11 protein-coding genes are annotated in these 15,140 nt (G+C 71.2%); 4 read left to right on the top strand and 7 right to left on the bottom strand.

All coding sequences use genetic code 11. From position 1 onward, the window contains the following. Window positions 1-81: 81 nt before the first annotated feature. Complete coding sequence (locus tag ABZ532_RS19350; RefSeq protein ID WP_210586179.1) at window positions 82-285, bottom strand: cold-shock protein; 204 nt, start codon at window positions 283-285, stop codon at window positions 82-84. Between the two features lie 434 nt (window positions 286-719). Further along, window positions 720-1,805: a helix-turn-helix domain-containing protein gene (locus ABZ532_RS19345; RefSeq protein WP_361284646.1), complete on the bottom strand. Its 1,086-nt coding sequence runs from the start codon at window positions 1,803-1,805 to the stop codon at window positions 720-722. 99 nt (window positions 1,806-1,904) lie between these two features. On the opposite strand from ABZ532_RS19345, the gene ABZ532_RS19340 reads away from it, so the two are divergent. From ABZ532_RS19340 to ABZ532_RS19325, 4 genes are all read left to right on the top strand, one after another. After that, window positions 1,905-3,146: an MFS transporter gene (locus ABZ532_RS19340; protein ID WP_361284643.1), complete on the top strand. Its 1,242-nt coding sequence runs from the start codon at window positions 1,905-1,907 to the stop codon at window positions 3,144-3,146. Window positions 3,147-3,253: 107 nt separating this feature from the next. After that, window positions 3,254-4,012 (top strand): DUF817 domain-containing protein, encoded by a 759-nt coding sequence (locus ABZ532_RS19335; protein WP_361284640.1) that lies wholly within the window; start codon window positions 3,254-3,256, stop codon window positions 4,010-4,012. Between the two features lie 763 nt (window positions 4,013-4,775). Then, window positions 4,776-6,884 carry a bifunctional polysaccharide deacetylase/glycosyltransferase family 2 protein gene (locus tag ABZ532_RS19330; RefSeq protein WP_361284637.1) on the top strand — a complete coding sequence of 703 codons (2,109 nt, stop codon included), beginning with the start codon at window positions 4,776-4,778 and terminating at the stop codon, window positions 6,882-6,884. After that, window positions 6,881-8,095, top strand: coding sequence for an LCP family protein (locus tag ABZ532_RS19325; RefSeq protein WP_361284634.1), 1,215 nt, complete (start codon window positions 6,881-6,883; stop codon window positions 8,093-8,095). Before ABZ532_RS19330 ends, ABZ532_RS19325 begins: the two co-directional genes overlap by 4 nt. A gap of 117 nt (window positions 8,096-8,212) precedes the next feature. On the opposite strand, the gene ABZ532_RS19320 is transcribed toward ABZ532_RS19325, so the two are convergent. From ABZ532_RS19320 to ABZ532_RS19300, 5 genes are all read right to left on the bottom strand, one after another. Beyond that, on the bottom strand, window positions 8,213-11,230 hold the full coding sequence (locus ABZ532_RS19320) for a hypothetical protein (protein ID WP_361284631.1): 3,018 nt from the start codon (window positions 11,228-11,230) through the stop codon (window positions 8,213-8,215). Continuing rightward, the gene (locus ABZ532_RS19315; RefSeq protein WP_361284628.1) at window positions 11,230-13,092 is read right to left on the bottom strand and encodes an HSP90 family protein; all 1,863 of its coding nucleotides are present in this window, start codon (window positions 13,090-13,092) and stop codon (window positions 11,230-11,232) included. The genes ABZ532_RS19320 and ABZ532_RS19315 overlap by 1 nt, the downstream gene beginning before the upstream one ends. A 113-nt stretch (window positions 13,093-13,205) precedes the next feature. Further along, entirely contained in the window at window positions 13,206-14,183 is a 978-nt protein-coding gene (locus ABZ532_RS19310; RefSeq protein ID WP_361284625.1) for a hypothetical protein, read from the bottom strand. A gap of 68 nt (window positions 14,184-14,251) precedes the next feature. Further along, window positions 14,252-14,938 (bottom strand): TIGR02679 domain-containing protein, encoded by a 687-nt coding sequence (locus ABZ532_RS19305; protein ID WP_361284622.1) that lies wholly within the window; start codon window positions 14,936-14,938, stop codon window positions 14,252-14,254. Continuing rightward, window positions 14,929-15,132, bottom strand: a complete 204-nt coding sequence (locus ABZ532_RS19300) for a hypothetical protein (protein WP_361284619.1) — start codon at window positions 15,130-15,132, stop codon at window positions 14,929-14,931. The genes ABZ532_RS19305 and ABZ532_RS19300 overlap by 10 nt, the downstream gene beginning before the upstream one ends. Window positions 15,133-15,140 lie beyond the last annotated feature (8 nt).

The following is a 15,140-nucleotide window of genomic DNA, read 5'->3' as shown; positions in this document are numbered from 1 at the left end:
TAATTACATCAAAAAAAAAACCCCCCCCCTGGGGGGCCCCCCCCGCCGGGGGGGGCCCCAGCTACGTCCTACGCTTCAGCGTCAGGCGGGGGTGATGTTCTCCGCCTGCGGGCCCTTCTGACCCTGCGTGACATCGAAGTTCACCTTCTGGCCTTCCTGAAGCTCACGGAAGCCCTGAGTGGCGATGTTCGAGTAGTGAGCGAAGACGTCGGGGCCGCCGCCGTCCTGCTCGATGAAGCCGAAGCCCTTTTCCGCGTTGAACCACTTGACGGTGCCAGTAGCCATGCCATATCTCCTTCGGGGCAGTACCCAGGGGATCACACCGTGTGAACCCTTGCGTTGCCACAATGAGCCCCGTCCGGATAAGCACCGGATATACAAAAGCACCCGGTGGCATGCAGCCACCGAGGCACTTGAAGTTTCGGGAACCACAACTGCAACTGCTGCTGATTTTAGCACGACACATACACCCGCACTACCTTTCGCTGGCAGTACAGGATCAGCGGGGCATACCTGCGCGAACCCAAATACACGCGAAGGTTAATTTTCAGATCGTACAAGGTGCGGCTGCGGGATGCCGTCCGCGCCCCTTCCTCCTCGGTGGCCCGTGCTCGGGCGCCCGACCGGGGGCCCGGCCGCTTTCGGAGGTTCACCGGGTCGGCCGATGCGGCGAGGCCTGCGTTCGCCCGCGTGGATTCGCCCGCTTGGTTCGGAGCCGCTCAGCGCAGTACGGCCGCCAGCAGGTCGGTTCCCAGTGCCGTCACGTCCGGCAGATTGACCGTGTACCGCACGTAACGGCCGTGTCGGCGGGCTGTGAGCAGACCCGCGCGACGCAGGACGGCGAGGTGCCGGGAAGCCTCCGGTGGTGAGAGTTCCCAGGTATGGGCCAGCTCACGGGTGGTGTGCGGGCCACGGGCCAGGGTGCGCAGCAGGCGCAGCCGTACCGGATGTGCGAGTGCCTCCAGCCGGAGGGTGACCGTTTCCAGCGATACCGGCTGCGACGGACTCGGCTCGGCCACGGGGTACTGCACCACCGGCTGCCACCCGGGCGCGTGGACCGCCACCAGGTGCGGGCGGCCGAAGACGCTGGGGATGAAGGTGACCCCGGCACCGTGGGCGGTGGTCGCCTTGTCCTGCAGCTTGTCCACGATGATGCAGGCACCGTCCGGTGCCAGGCTGACCGCGCCGGAGACCGAGGCGAGCGCCGGCCCGATGCCCTGGCGCTTCAGCAGGTCGTTCTTCAGGCGCAGGTCGGTTGCCAGTCGCACGGCCACCCCGGCCCAGGCGGCGTCGAAGAATGCTTCGGCGCACTGTTCGAGCGTGTGGCGCACCCGCGTTCGCACACTGGCCGGATCTGCGAGCAGCCGTTCCGCGAAGGCCTCTTGCCGCGCGCCGCGGGCCAGGGCCAGATCCAGGGCCCTCTCGCGCGCGGTCGCGTCGGTGAGCGGCGACGGCGCGGCGAAGTGGACCCGGTTGCTGCCGCACGTCGTGACGAGCGCGGCGGTCACATACGTCTCGTCGTCGATCCGGTCCACGTCGTCCAACTCCTCGGCGAGCGTGGGCCGAGGCCGGGCGGGGATCAGAAAGTCGGCTTGTGAGGAACGCCAGAGGAACTCCGCCTCGCGCAACCGCTCGGCGAGCTCCGGCCGCAGCCCGGCCCAGACGTCCGCGGCCCATCCGGCGAGCTGCGGATGATGCCCGGGTTCGGCCAGAACGTGCAGCATCGCGGTCAGCTCGGCCAGCGGGGAGGCGGCGAACCGCAGTCGTCCGGACGGCAGGCCGCTGATGTCGATCCTCAACGTCACCCCCTCATCATCACCCACCGGATGGCCGACGACGGCGTCGGTTGACGGTGTCCGTCAACCGACGTCGTCCCCACCACGGTCGAACGCACCGTTGGCGCCATGGCATCCACCACCAAGATCCAGCCGCGCGCCCTCGTCCGTGCCGCAGGAGGCCCCCGCTATGCCGTCGCCCTGGCTGTGGACGCGCTCGGCACCGGGCTGCTGCGGCCGTTTCTGCTGCTTTACGGGGTGACCGTGCTGAGGTTGTCCGCGCCGGTCACCGGCATCGCCATGACGGTCGGTGTCATCGCGGGCCTGGCGTGCATGCCCGCAGTGGGCCGATGGCTCGACCGGGGCGCGCGCAGCACGGTAGTGGCGGCGTCGATGCTGGTGCGGGTGCTGGGCGTGGCGCTGCTGCTGGCCACCCCGGCGGGGAACGTGTGGCTGTTCGCGACGGCGGCCCTCTTCCTCGGCATCGGCAATCAGGCATGGCCGGCCGCCCACGCAGCCCTCGTGGCCACGGTCGCCCACGGCAGGGCACGCGACGCCGCTCTCGCGGGAGGCCGCGCCCTGCGCAACGCCGGGCTGGGCGCGGGTGCGCTCCTCGCGACCGCATGCCTGGCGGGTGGCACCGCCGCACTGCAGGCGCTGGCAGCCGTCACCGGGCTCGCGTATCTCGCCGCGGCTGCCCTGGCGTGGTCGGTCCACCTGCACGCGCGTCCGGCAGCCCTCGCGACCAGGGACGGGAGCGAAGGGCCCGCACCACGGATGCGCGCGCTGCTGGCCGCCAACGTGGTCTACGTCTTCTGCCTCAACGTCCCCGAAATCGCGCTCCCTCTGGTCCTGGTGACTCAGTTGCACGCATCCCCGGTGTGGTCGGCAGCCATCTTCGTGGCCAACACGGTGCTGGTGGTCACTCTGCAGGTGCCGGTCACCGTCCTCATGTCCCGTTTCCCCCGGCGCACCGTGCTGGCGTTCGCCGGGGTGGTTCTCACCGTCTCCTACCTGGGCTTCCTCGCGGCCGCCTCACTGGGGCACGGCTGGGGCGCCCCGGCCGTCGCCGCGGTGTCCGTGGTCTGCACCATCGGCGAGATCGTCTATGCCGGAAGCGCCACGGCGCTCGTCACCGCGCTCGCCCCGGCGCATGCCCTGGGCCGCACCCTCGCCCGTTTCGAACTCTCCTCGGGCTTCGGCCTCGCCGTCTCCCCGGCGGCCATCACCGCTCTCACACCCCACGGCCCAGCCGCCCTCTGGGGCAGCCTCGCCACTGCGACGCTCCTCTCCGCCTCCGCGGTCGCCGGTGAAAAGGACCGGGGAGCACGGCTCAGCGGTGACTGCCACCGGGCCCGAGCGGACTCGTGAGCTCGGCGATCGCGCTGCCGACGGCCCGGCCCACGGCGGGCGACCTGGATCGTCGCCGCGTACGAGACCGCGCAACCTCTCACGGGCCCGGGTACGTCTGTCCCGGCATGGCCGCGTTCACCGCCCCCGCACGTCAACTGCTGATCTTCACCCGACTCCAGACGAGGTGCTGCGCCTTCGCTGCCGCGCTGCTCTCGGGCGTGGCGCTGTCAGCACTGCTGCCACAGCTGCCCGTCGCCAGATACGACCTGTTGCTCGGCTACGGCCTACTGCTCACGCTCATCTTCCGCATGAGCGGATGGGAGAGCGGACGGGATCTCGCCGTCATCGCCGTATGCCACGCGATCGGGCTGGCCTTCGAACTGGTCAAGGTCTCCCTCGGCTCGTGGAGCTACCCCGAACCGGCGGTGTTCAAGGTCGCCGGCGTGCCCTTGTACGGGGGATTCCTCTACGCCGCGGTGGGCAGCTACGTCTGCCGGGCCTGGCGCCTGCTCGACCTCGAACTGACCGGCTACCGCCCACGGGCCACGGCTGCAGTGGCAGCCGCCGTCTACGCGAACTTCTTCACCCACCACTGGCTGCCCGATTTCCGCTGGCCGCTCGCGGTGCTGCTCGGGTGCGTCACCTTCGGCACATGGGTGAGCTTCCGGGTGGGCGACGCCCGCTACCGGATGCCCCTGGCGCTCTCCTTCGCGCTGATCGGCCTCTTCCTGTGGCTCGCCGAGAACATCGCCACGTATCTGGGAGCGTGGAGCTACCCTCATCAGCTTCACGGATGGCAGCCCGTCGGTATCGACAAGTTCGGCGCGTGGTCGCTCCTGATCAGCGTCACCGTCGTGCTGGTGGCCATGGTCCGGCGCAGGTGAGACCCCCGGCAGTGCCCTTTTCCCCTACTACGGCGGCGCCTGCCGGCACACTTCCGTGAACATCCGTGGACAGCCGTGGACCCGGCAGCCGGACGACCAGGCGGTCTCCTGGATGAGGACGTCCGGCGTGCGGGCCAGATCAACCGACGGTGCCACGAAGCCGCTTGCGGAGGGGCGTCCGCTGTTTCCCTGATGTTGCCGGACGGTGCCCGGAACACAGAAAAGGAAAGAGCCTGATCGGGTTCTGTGCAGATTCGCGGGACGTTCCGTGCTGTGATTCATCCCCGCCGGCCCCTCTGCGGGGCAGTATTCCCGTTCCCGCTACGGTTCCTGCTCGTCAAGGCCCCCCTTCAGCCGGTGAAGTGGCCGTGCTGACAAGCTTATGAATCTAATTAGACTCACCCCCCATGTATCTCACCCCCCACGGTAAGACGCAGATCGAGCAGAGTAACCGCCCCATATTCATCGAACGCTCAGGAAAACGAAGGCAGGTGCTGCGGTGCACGGCAGTAGCTCTCGGTGGCGCCTGCGGGGCCTACTTGGTGTTCGCTGCGATCATCATGGCCGGACTCTGGCAACCCACCGGACAGCAGCCACCCGGCACCGGCGTTCGGCTCCCCGCGGCCCCGGCAGGCCACCAGGCAGGATCGGGGGCAGTGGAACGCTCCGGGAGCAGCCGGCCGCCGTCTCCTCCACCGGCAGCCCCTCCATCCCGACCACAGAGCGGCGCCACCTCGCCTGATCCGGACGAGGTCACGCCCGGATGACACCCCGGCACGCATTGCGCCGTCCCCCACGCGGGCACTGGGTGCTGTTGATCCTCATCCTCACCGTCGTCGTGGTCACCCTCCTCTTCGAGGGGTGGACCACACACGAGGTCGACGCCGCGCGGACCAAACGCCCCTGCGCCGAACCCATCCCGCGCAGCGCGGACACCGGACGCCCCGTGCTGAGGTTCGGCGACGCCGGTGTCGAGACGGCCGCCATGCCGCCGGGCACGGCGGCCCTCACCTTCAACGGCGGACCGGATCCGGTGTGGACACCACGCCTGCTGGACCTGCTGACCGAGCACAAGGCACACGCCACGTTCTTCGTGTACGGCAAACAGGCCGCGCAGTACCCGGACCTGGTCCGCCGTATCCGCGCCGAGGGACACGAGATCGGTTCCTACACCTACACCGGAGGCGATCTGGGAGCGGCTTCCCGTCCCCGTGCCCGTATGGAACTGGGCTTCACACAGACGGTACTGGCGGGCGTGACGGGTGAGCACACCCGGTTGCTGCGGCTGCCCCACACCACCACGGCGGACACCCTGTGCGGCGCCGAGTGGCCGGCCGCCCGCCGCGCGGCGGGCCAGGGCTACCTCATCGTGGCCGCCGACCGGATGAACCGGAAGGCCGCCGAGGGCGTGGTACGCCAGTACAGCCACACCGACCTCGGCTTCCGGGAAGCGCGGTCGCTGCTGCGCAACCCCCGGGTGGAACGGTTCACCACCGTGTCGGAGGGGCTCGGGCAGCCCGAGTCCACCAGCCGGGCGCCGCTCGCCGAGCGGCTGAAGGGCAGGGGGCTCACGCACGTCCAGGACCTGGGACGGGCCTTCTCCCGTGGCATGGCATGGGCGTTGGTCGTGGCGGGCGCGCTGGGTCTGCTGCGCCTGGCGATGCTCGTCTGGTTCGCGCGGGTCCATGTGCGCCGACGCGGCAGGCTTCGGCAGGGCAGCCCCCGTTTGCGCGCGGTGACGGCTCCGGTGACCGTCCTGGTGCCCGCGCACAACGAGGAGGCGGGAATCGCCGCCACCGTCCACTCACTGCTCGCCTCCACCTACACGTGCCTTGAGATCGTCGTGATCGACGACGGTTCGACGGACGGCACGGCGGCGGCGGTCGCCGCCGTCGACGATCCGCGGGTGATGCTCGTACGCCAGTCAAACACCGGAAAGCCGGGAGCCCTGAACACCGGGCTCGCCTACGCGTCGCACGACATCGTGGTGATGGTCGACGCGGACACCGTGCTGGAACCGGATGCCATCCACCATCTCGTCCAGCCACTGGCCCATCCCGCGATCGGGGCGGTCAGCGGCAACACGAAGGTGGGCAACCGCCGTCATCTGCTGGGCAAGTGGCAGCACCTGGAGTACGTGCTCGGGTTCAATCTCGACCGGCGCATGTTCGAGGTGCTGGAATGCATGCCGACCGTGCCCGGTGCCATCGGCGCGTTCCGCCGGGATGCGCTGCTGGGCGTCGGCGGGGTGAGCGACGAGACACTCGCCGAGGACACCGATCTGACGATGGCTCTGTGGCGCGCCGGATGGCGTGTCGTCTACGAGGAGTCGGCCGTCGCGTGGACCGAGGTCCCGCACACGATGAGGCAGTTGTGGCGGCAGCGCTACCGCTGGTGCTACGGCACACTCCAGTCGATGTGGAAGCACCGCCGGGCCGTCACCGAGCTCGGCACGGCAGGTCGGTTCGGCCGGCGAGGGCTCAGCTACCTGGGGCTCTTCCAGGTCGTCCTGCCGCTGTTCGCGCCCGTCGTGGACGTCTTCGCGCTGTACGGCGTGTGCTTCCGCGACCCGTCCGAGGCGATCGTCGTCTGGCTGGCGTTCCTCGTGGTCCAGATGGGCACGGCGGGGTATGCACTCCGGCTGGACGGCGAGAAGCTGCGGGCCCTGTGGTCGCTGCCGCTACAGCTGTTCGTCTACCGGCAGATGCTGTATCTGGTCGTCCTCCACTCGGTGATGACGGCGCTGCTCGGCAGCCGTCTCAAGTGGCACCGCATGGACCGCACCGGCAGCGCCGATCCGTACCGGCTCGACGATCTGCCGTCGGCCGATCGCGTCCTGGCACTCGACAACGCGAAGGGAGAGCTGCGATGACCCACCCGTTCGACCACACCGGCGGCGCTCCGGACCCCTGGAACGGACAGCTCGGCCCGCTCGGCCCCGACCGGCCCGCCGGCCGCCCCGTACCGGACGCGCACGTGACGCTGGACGCAGACGTGCTGGTGCCCGACGCGCGGGCGGCTCCCGTGCGGCGAGAGGCGTACGGCTGGCGTGGGACCACACCGCGGCCGCTGCGCCGTTCCCGCGCCCGGCCGCGTCGCGGGCGCCGGGCGGTACGCACCGTGCTCGCGCTGGCGACCACCCTGCTGCTGACGGCGTGCGGTACGTACGCCTGGGCGGAGACCGAGCTGAACCGGGGCGTTGACCTAGGCCGATTCGGCCACGGCCGTGCGTCGGGAGAGGGCACGAACTACCTGATCGTCGGCTCCGACAGCCGGGAGGGCCTCTCGGATTCGGATGTCCGCGACCTGCGCGCGGGTGGCGGCGGCGGGCGGCGCACGGACTCGATCATCGTGCTGCACACCGGTGCCCAGGGCGCGGTCATGCTCAGCCTGCCGCGCGACTCGTGGGTGACGATCCCGGGCTTCCACGATCCGGCGACCGGGAAGCAGGTGCCGCCGGCCAAGGACAAGCTGAACGCGGCGTTCGCGTACGGCGGACCGGAACTGCTGGCGCACACCATCGAGCACAACACCGGGATCCGCATCGACCACTACGCGGAGATTGGTTTCGCCGGATTCGTGAAGGTCGTGGACGCGATCGGCGGGGTGCGGTTCTGTCTGGACCGGGACGTCAAGGACGAGAAGTCGGGCGCGGACCTGCGCAGCGGCTGCCGGACGCTGAACGGCAGGCAGTCGCTGGCGTTCGTCCGCCAACGCCACCAGGAGGCCGAGGGCGATCTGGGGCGTTCGCGCAACCAGCAGCGGTTCCTCTCGGCGCTGGCGGACAAGGCGGCCACGTCCAGGACCTTCCTGAACCCGTCGCAGGTGTACCCGGCGCTGGCCGCCGGACTCGACACACTCGTGGTGGACCGGGACATGGACCTGCGGCAGCTGGTGCGTATGTTCCGTGACCTGCGGGGCCCCGGCGGCACGGCGAAACAGGTGACCATGCCGGTGGACGCGGTGGGCCTCCCCACCGCGAAGGGCAACGTCATCCGCTGGGACGCGGATCGCGCCGCACTGCTGTTCCAGCAGGTACGCGAGGACCGGCCGGTGACGGTGCCGGGCGGCCGGGGGGACTGAACAGCTGCGTCCTCTCGTGATCGTCGCGATCGATCCACCGGATAAGGCACGCCGTCCGCAGGCTCTGACGTCGCGTCAATCGTCCCAGGGCCCCGGGGCGATTGACGCGACGTCGACTCAACGGCCTTCCGTCAGCCGCGACATGTAGTCCTGCCGCAGCGCGTCGAGGATCTGCGCTGCCTCCGAGAGGCCGGCCTTCCGGCAGCGTGCCGCCGCCGTCGTCAGCCGGGCGATGGCCTCCTTGAACCGGCGCAGCGCGTTGCCCTCGATCAGCGCGGCGATCCGGACCGCCTCGGCACGCGCCGACTCGCCCTCCTCGCCTCCCTGTTCGTGGGCGGCGATTGCGGCCTCCGTCTCGGCCAGGGCCTCCTCGAACCGCTCCGCCTCCGCCAGGACGCGGCCCCGGCGGTAGTGGACGGTGCCCCGCTCGAACCAGGGCACGAAGCCCTCCGTACCTTCCGGCACGGATGCCGCCAGCGCGTCTGCCTCGGCGAGATGCTTCAGCGCCGTCTCCACGCCTTCCAAGCCCTGCGCCTTCATGACCAGACGCGCGAACTCGCACATCATGTGCATGAGCAGGGACGGGTTCGGCGCCTGCGCGTGCGCCGCCAAGGCCCGCTCGTACGCCGTGCCCGCCGCGTCCCAGCGGTCCGCCAGCGCCAGCGCGATGGCCGTGTCAGCGGTCACCAAGGTCTGGATAGGGGCGTCGTCCTCCCAGCCGGAGACGGCGTCCGCCAGCCGCAGGAACTCCTCGGCCGACGGCAGGAACTCCTCCAGTTCCCGCAACCCGCGCGCCAGCATCAGCCGAGCCTGGGCGACCATCCGCTCGTCGAGCGCGGCCGCCGCCTCCTCGGCGACCAGCGACTCCAGGACCGCGACCGCGTCGGCCTGCTGGCCCGTCCGCATCAGGACGTCGACCAGTTGCAGCCGCACGTCCGCCGCCTCGTCGGACGCTCCGGACTGATCGAACCGCACGGCCGCCTCCGACAGGTGGCGCACCGCGCCCGCGTGGTCGCCCATGTGCGAGACCGCGTGGCCGAGCATCGCGTACGTCGCCGCCATCGGGAAGTCCACGTCGTCGTAGCGCACCGCGTCCGCGATCGCCTGGTGCAGCAGGTCTACCGCCTCCTGCGGTCGCTCCTGTGCCATCAGGATCTGGGCGAGCAGGGCGCGCGGGCGTGAACCGCGCCACGGCCGCTCGGCGGCCTCCAGGTCCTTCAGCGCGGCGCGCAGCCCCTCCTCGGCGCGCACGAGGTCGCCGTGGCGGCCGGCCACGTCCGCGACGAACTGCCGTGCGTTGGCGACCTGGTGAGGGGCGGACAGCCGCTCCGCCTCGGTGTGCAGGGCCTGGACGCACGCCTCGAAGCGCTCGACGGCGCCTGGGGAGGCATCCCGACCGCTGCGGCCCAGCACCCGGTAGGCCGCGTACGTGCGCGCGTAGTACACCGTGAGGTACGCCAGCTTGCGCTCCAGCTCCAGGTCGCCGCCGGCGGCCGCCTCGGCCGCCCCGAGGGCCTCGCCCGTGAACGGAACCTCGGTGCACAGTCGTCCGGCCTCGCGGAGGAGTCCGTCGAGGGCGTCCCGGATCCCGTTGGAGTCCAGCCGCTCGGCTCCCCCGGCCGGCTCGGCGTCCCCGTCGGCCGACGGGTTCGTCCAGGCGAGGGCGCGGGCACGCATGGACAGCGCCTGCCACGGCATGCCGAGCCGCTCGTACAGCTCCGCGGCCTGGCGCGCCTCCACGGTGGCCTCGTCGTCGCGGTCCGCCATCGTCAGCTCGCCCGCCCGCTGCTCGGCGAGTTCCGCCCGCAGCAGCTCCTGCGGGCCGAGCACGTCGTCGTGCACCGCGCTGCCGTCGGCCAGACGCCCGGCGATCCGGGTCCACAGCCGGGCGTCCCCGGGGTGACCCGCTCTCGCCAGCCGCCGTGCCTCACGCACCAGGGTCACGAAGTCCTCGGGGGGCGCGACGGCCGCGGGAGCCGCGGTGGCGGGAGCCGTGACCGGCGCAGCCGCGGCCGTCGCCGGGCGGGTGACGGACGTCCTCAGGCCCAGCGGCAGCGGCGCGTCGAGCAGCGGACGCTGCGACAGACGCTCCCGGCGACGGTCCCCGACCGCCGTCGTGCCGTTGCGGGCGTCGAACGCCGCCGTCAGCCGTTCCGCCTCGGCGCGGACGTGCGCGAGCAGTTCGTCCGCCGTCCAGCTCCGTCCCGGCGGGCCCGCGACGCCCGTGTCGGCATGCCCGTCCTCCACGATCCGGGCAAGCAGCAGCTCGATGCCGGTCAGGAAGTCCAAATGGGCCAGCGGAGCGCTGGTCGCCTCGAACAGCGGCCGGTTCTCGGCGAGGATCTCCAGGCCGCGGCCCTCGTTGCGGGACAGCACGCAGAACTCCAGGTGCCGGCCGACCCAGGCCTGCATGCCGGTCTTACCGCGGACCTGGCGGTAGCCAGTCAGGTGGTGCGAGCGGGCCTCGTCGAGCCGGCCGGAGCGCAGTAGCGCCCCAAGCGCCAGCGCCTGGCTCATCTGCGGCTCCTCGGTGCAGCCGATCGCGTCGTCGAGGACCGGCCGCAGCGTTTCGAGCGCCCCGGCGTCGTCGCCCCCGTTCATCCGATGCGCGGCCAGGTGCCGGGTCTCGCACGCCTCGCAGTCGCTCAGCTCGGTACGCGGACGGGTGACCCACAGGTCGTACGCGTCCGCCACCCCGACGCCCGTGTGGACGGCGACGTGGTAGCGCATCGCGGCCACCGGCTGCATGCCGTGCTCGGCCTTCTCGTACCGGCTGCGCATCTCGTCGATCCAGCCGCGGATCGAGGCCAGCGGCACCTCGGGAACGTCGAGCAGCGAGGTCGCCACCCACTTGAAGCGCCAGTAGACCTGGTGGGCCTCCCACTCGCTGAATTCCTCGGGAGACTCGTCCCACAACTTCAGCAGTCGGCCGAAGACGACCGGCGACTTGCGGTTCTCGCCGGTGAACTCGTACGCCGACATGAGCTCCAGCAGAGCGGTGACCAGGACGTCCGGCTTCTCGAACTGACCGGCCGCTTCGACGAGTTCTTCGGCGGTGACGGTGCGCTGCGGACCGTGCGGGCGGTCGTGGTTCTCACGCAGTGCCTCGATCACGGCCTCGGGGGTGTCCAGCATCAGATGTCCTTCCGGGGCCCGGAGCCGTCCGCGTCCGTGCCGGGGTTGTGCATGGCGTGGGTGAGCAGGCCGATGAAGGCCCGGTTCAGCAGGGCGCTCTCGCTCGCCTTCAGCGGGCGGCGGCTGAGCAGCAGGGCCTGCCCGTACAGCGCCTCGGCGGTGGTGACGGCCAGACCGCGCTCGGAGATCGTGATCGCCTGGCGCACCAGCGGGTTGAGGTGGTTCAGGACCAACTGGGCGCGCGGCGTCTCGCGCCGCAGAGAGCCCAGGATGTCGGCCCACAGACCGTCGCTCTCCGCGGCGAGGCTCGACCGGGTCCGCTCGTGGCGCGCCTCCCGGTTGTCGAGCAGCAATGCCGGGGCGGTCACCGGCTGGAAGTCGCGCAACACGACGTCGCAGTCGTGCACGCCGATCGTCTCCCGGGCGACGAGCAGGAATGCCGCCGCACGCAGTTCGGCCGTCGGGTCCACCGCGTCCAGATGTGCGGTGACCGTGGCCGGGTCGATGTCGCTCACGGAGGTGCCGGGACGGATCTCCGGCAGCCGGTGCACGAGATCGCGGTCGTAGGTGTAGCCGCCGTTGACCACGCCCAGGCCGGCCGCCGCGGCGATCGGGGCGATCTGTCGGAATTCCTCCACACTGCGGGTGACCAGCAGCGTCGGGTGCGTACGTGCGAACTCCTCCAGCGTGACGTTGCCGTCGGTGGTCTCGAACGGCAGCCACGGCAGCACCACCCGCAGCAGTTCGTCGTCGTAGCGCGCCAGCGCCTTCACCGCGAGGTGGTGGGTGTCGATGAACCGGTGCAACAGCGCGGGGTCCCTGGCCGCGAGCCCGGTGAGCCAGTCGCGGATCCGGTCGCCCAGGGCATCCCGTACGGCGGACAGCGTGCCGTCCTCGTACAGCGACTCGCGCGAGGCCGTCGGTCGCAGGCTCGTGGTGTCGACCACGCAGCGCACGAAGAACGCCCAGTCCGGCAGCAGCTCGGGCGCCTGGTCGGTGAGCAGCATGCCCTTCAGGTGCACCCGGTGACCGGCGCGCTGCGCCGGGCTCACGGCCGTCGGCAGCACATACGCGACACCGCGCAGCCCGGCCGCCGGAAGGTCCAGCTCGATGGTGTCGAGCGGGGTGAAGTCGAACCGGTCGCGGCAGTACGCGGTCAGCGCCTCGCGGTGGGCGAGCGGTGAGCGGTGGGTCTGCTCCCAGGGCGGCGTGTCGTTGATCCGCTCCTTGTCGCCGTGCGGGTCCACGACAGTGACCTCGTGCCGCAGCAGGCTGCCGTAATGCCGGGCCAGGTCCACGACCCGCCGCGGGCTCGTCCACTCGGCGTTGTCGGCCCGGGGGACGAGCCGCACGGTGGTGCCGGGCTCCGGCACGGCCGAGGGTGGCAGCGTACGGATCGTGTACCGGCCGTCGGAGTGACCGCGCCACTCGACCGCGGGCGCCGCAGGGTCGGCCGCCGACCGGCTCAGCACGGTGATCTCGTCGGCGACGACGAAGCACGCGAGAAGACCGATGCCGAACTGGCCGATGAACTCGCCGCGGGCGGAATCGAGTCCGGCGCCGTCCAGGTCGCCTTCGGCGGTCCGCTTGGAGCTGCGGCCGATGGTGGCGAGGAAACGGTGGACGTCGGCCTCGGTCAGTCCGATGCCGGTGTCCGTGACGGTGAGCGTGTCACCGGTGCGCACGGTGATCCTGCCGGGAGCCTCCGGGGCGACGGCCTGACGGGCGGTGATGGCGTCCACGGCGTTCTGCAGCAGCTCGCGCAGATAGACGCGGGGACTCGAGTAGAGGTGGTGGGAGAGCAGGTCGACCAGGCCGCGCAGGTCGACCTGGAAGGTGTGGGCGGTCTCAGAAGGGGACACCGGACGGAATCCTTCACTGGCGCGCCCGCGCCGGCGAACGGCACGGGCGGGAAAACGGGCGAAAGGGGGCAGGGGCGGGCGTGGCGCTCGTCTCGGCGTACACGCCCAGCGGGTCAGCGCCCGGCGGCCGAGCGGTGCTTGCGGTAGGCCGCGACGGGGTCGGAGCCGTTCAGGTAGTCCCACGGGGACTCCGTGACCCGCCCCTGCGTGGCCTGGAAGCACTCCCGCGCGGAGGCCCGGTCCCCGGCCAGCGAGAACGCCATCGCGAAGCTGTTCAGCAGCCCCAGCCAGGAACCCTCCTGTACGAAGTCCGGATGCCGGTACGAGTGGTCCGCCGCCTGCCTCAGCGACTCCGCCACCTCGGGCCGGCGCATGTACGCGGCGTCAGGGCCCGAGTCGAGCGACAGCCACTCCTCGACGTGCGCGTCCGGCACCAGCCGGCCCAGCGGCGTGCCGCCAGGAGCCTTGAACACGGACTCGCGGGCGAACGCGTGCATCTCCTCGTGCGACCCGCCCCACTTCTTGCAGATCTGCTGCAACTGCTGCGTGTGCGCCCCCAGGTGGTACGGGTCCCGGCGCACGGTCGCCTCGAACCGGCGGCGCGCCGTGACCTGCCCGACCTGCAGACCGCGCCCAGTGACTTGGAGGACGTACCAGGGTGAGGTCCAGCCCGGCTCGAGCTCGGCAGCCTCGTACAGCCACTCCTCGGCCTGGCGCAGCCGGGAGTGGAAGACCTCGAACTGCTCGCGCGAGACGTCCTTCGCGCGCGCCGACGTCCGGGCCTCCCAGCCCCAGCTGACGTAACGGATGCCCGCGACGGTCAGCGCCAGCGCCGACTCGGGCTCCGTCTTCAGCACGTCGCCGATCCACCGCTCGACGCCGGCCGTGTCGCCGACGGCCCACAGGAGCTGCGTACGGTTCTGGTTCCCCGGTCGCGCCTCCAACAGGCCCCGCACGGCGGCCCAGTCCGCCGCGGCGGCCGCCTCGCGCACCCCCGCCACGTCCGGATCGCTGGAGTCCTTCTCCAGCCGCGCCCCCGGCCGGCCGGTCCATCGTCCCAGCGTGAGCCCCCGATCACGGAGCAACGCCATAGTCCCCACCCCTTGGTGTCTCTCACAGGGAGGCAAGTGATCAGCCCCCCTCGTGGAGGTAGTGACTATCACGCGCGACCGACATTCGCACATCCGTTTGGTGGCGCCGGGCCGCGCGCCCGATCCAGAAGAGGTGGCCGGCGCAGAGGAAACCCAACGCGACGCTCGCACCATGGGTCACCAGGTTCGCGGTCGGCGCGATGCCGGGGGTGCGGAAGTTCCGCCTTATCGGGCCGTGGTGCGGCGCCCATCCCTGGCGGAAGGACGGGAACCCGGTCACGGCCTTCGAAACGGCCCGCGCCACGGCCGCGAAGCTGTAGCTGGTCCCGTACGAGTGCCTCAAGTGGTGTGTACGCCCGATCCCAGGCGGCTTCCTGCTCGGCCCTGATCTGGGCGAGCGGGGTGACGGGGCCGGTGAGCGCCGTGACGGCGGCGGCGAGGCCGTCCGGACTGATGCCCGACCGGCGCAGCACGGCGTCGACGGCCTCCAGCCGTACGGTGAGGGAACGGCCACCACCTGGTGGTCGGGCAAGCAGCCGTTCGACCGCGGATCGCTGCCCCGGAGTGGGGGTGGCCAGGGAGACGGCACCCGTCAGGGATTGCCCGGCCACGAGCCGTCCGCGCACTCGCTCCACGAGCCACTCGAGTTCCGGCACGCCCAACAGGCGGCGCAGTCGGGGGTCATCGAGTGCGGCGCGAGTGACCGCCTCCGGTACGGCACCGGGCGCCGCGTGCCCGTCGTGTGTCAGCTCCACTGTGGCTCCTGTTCCGGCCTGCCCGCCGCGTCCGGTGCCGGGTGCCGCACGGGGTCGTCGCGGCGCTGTCGTCTTGTGCCGTCCCACTCCCAGCGGGTGACGAGGACCGCTGCCAACTCGTCGATCCGGGACGGCTGGGCGACGGCGATGCCGGGGACCTGTGGATCGCAGGCCCACTCCCGTTCGCTGGTCATCACCACGT

It is taken from the genome of Streptomyces sp. NPDC019396, from assembly GCF_040632375.1.
GTDB lineage: Bacteria > Actinomycetota > Actinomycetes > Streptomycetales > Streptomycetaceae > Streptomyces.
Note: the sequence above shows the minus strand (reverse complement) of the source record. Positions and strands in the feature narration are given on the sequence as shown.

What these genes read in the sequence shown, in the direction of transcription:
- ABZ532_RS19325 (WP_361284634.1), top strand. Translation starts at nt 6,881, where the DNA reads ATGACCCACCCGTTCGACCACACCGGCGGCGCTCCGGACCCCTGGAAC.
- ABZ532_RS19300 (WP_361284619.1), bottom strand. Translation starts at nt 15,132, where the DNA reads ATGACCAGCGAACGGGAGTGGGCCTGCGATCCACAGGTCCCCGGCATC.
- ABZ532_RS19320 (WP_361284631.1), bottom strand. Translation starts at nt 11,230, where the DNA reads ATGCTGGACACCCCCGAGGCCGTGATCGAGGCACTGCGTGAGAACCAC.
- ABZ532_RS19310 (WP_361284625.1), bottom strand. Translation starts at nt 14,183, where the DNA reads ATGGCGTTGCTCCGTGATCGGGGGCTCACGCTGGGACGATGGACCGGC.
- ABZ532_RS19330 (WP_361284637.1), top strand. Translation starts at nt 4,776, where the DNA reads ATGACACCCCGGCACGCATTGCGCCGTCCCCCACGCGGGCACTGGGTG.
- ABZ532_RS19340 (WP_361284643.1), top strand. Translation starts at nt 1,905, where the DNA reads ATGGCATCCACCACCAAGATCCAGCCGCGCGCCCTCGTCCGTGCCGCA.
- ABZ532_RS19350 (WP_210586179.1), bottom strand. Translation starts at nt 285, where the DNA reads ATGGCTACTGGCACCGTCAAGTGGTTCAACGCGGAAAAGGGCTTCGGC.
- ABZ532_RS19335 (WP_361284640.1), top strand. Translation starts at nt 3,254, where the DNA reads ATGGCCGCGTTCACCGCCCCCGCACGTCAACTGCTGATCTTCACCCGA.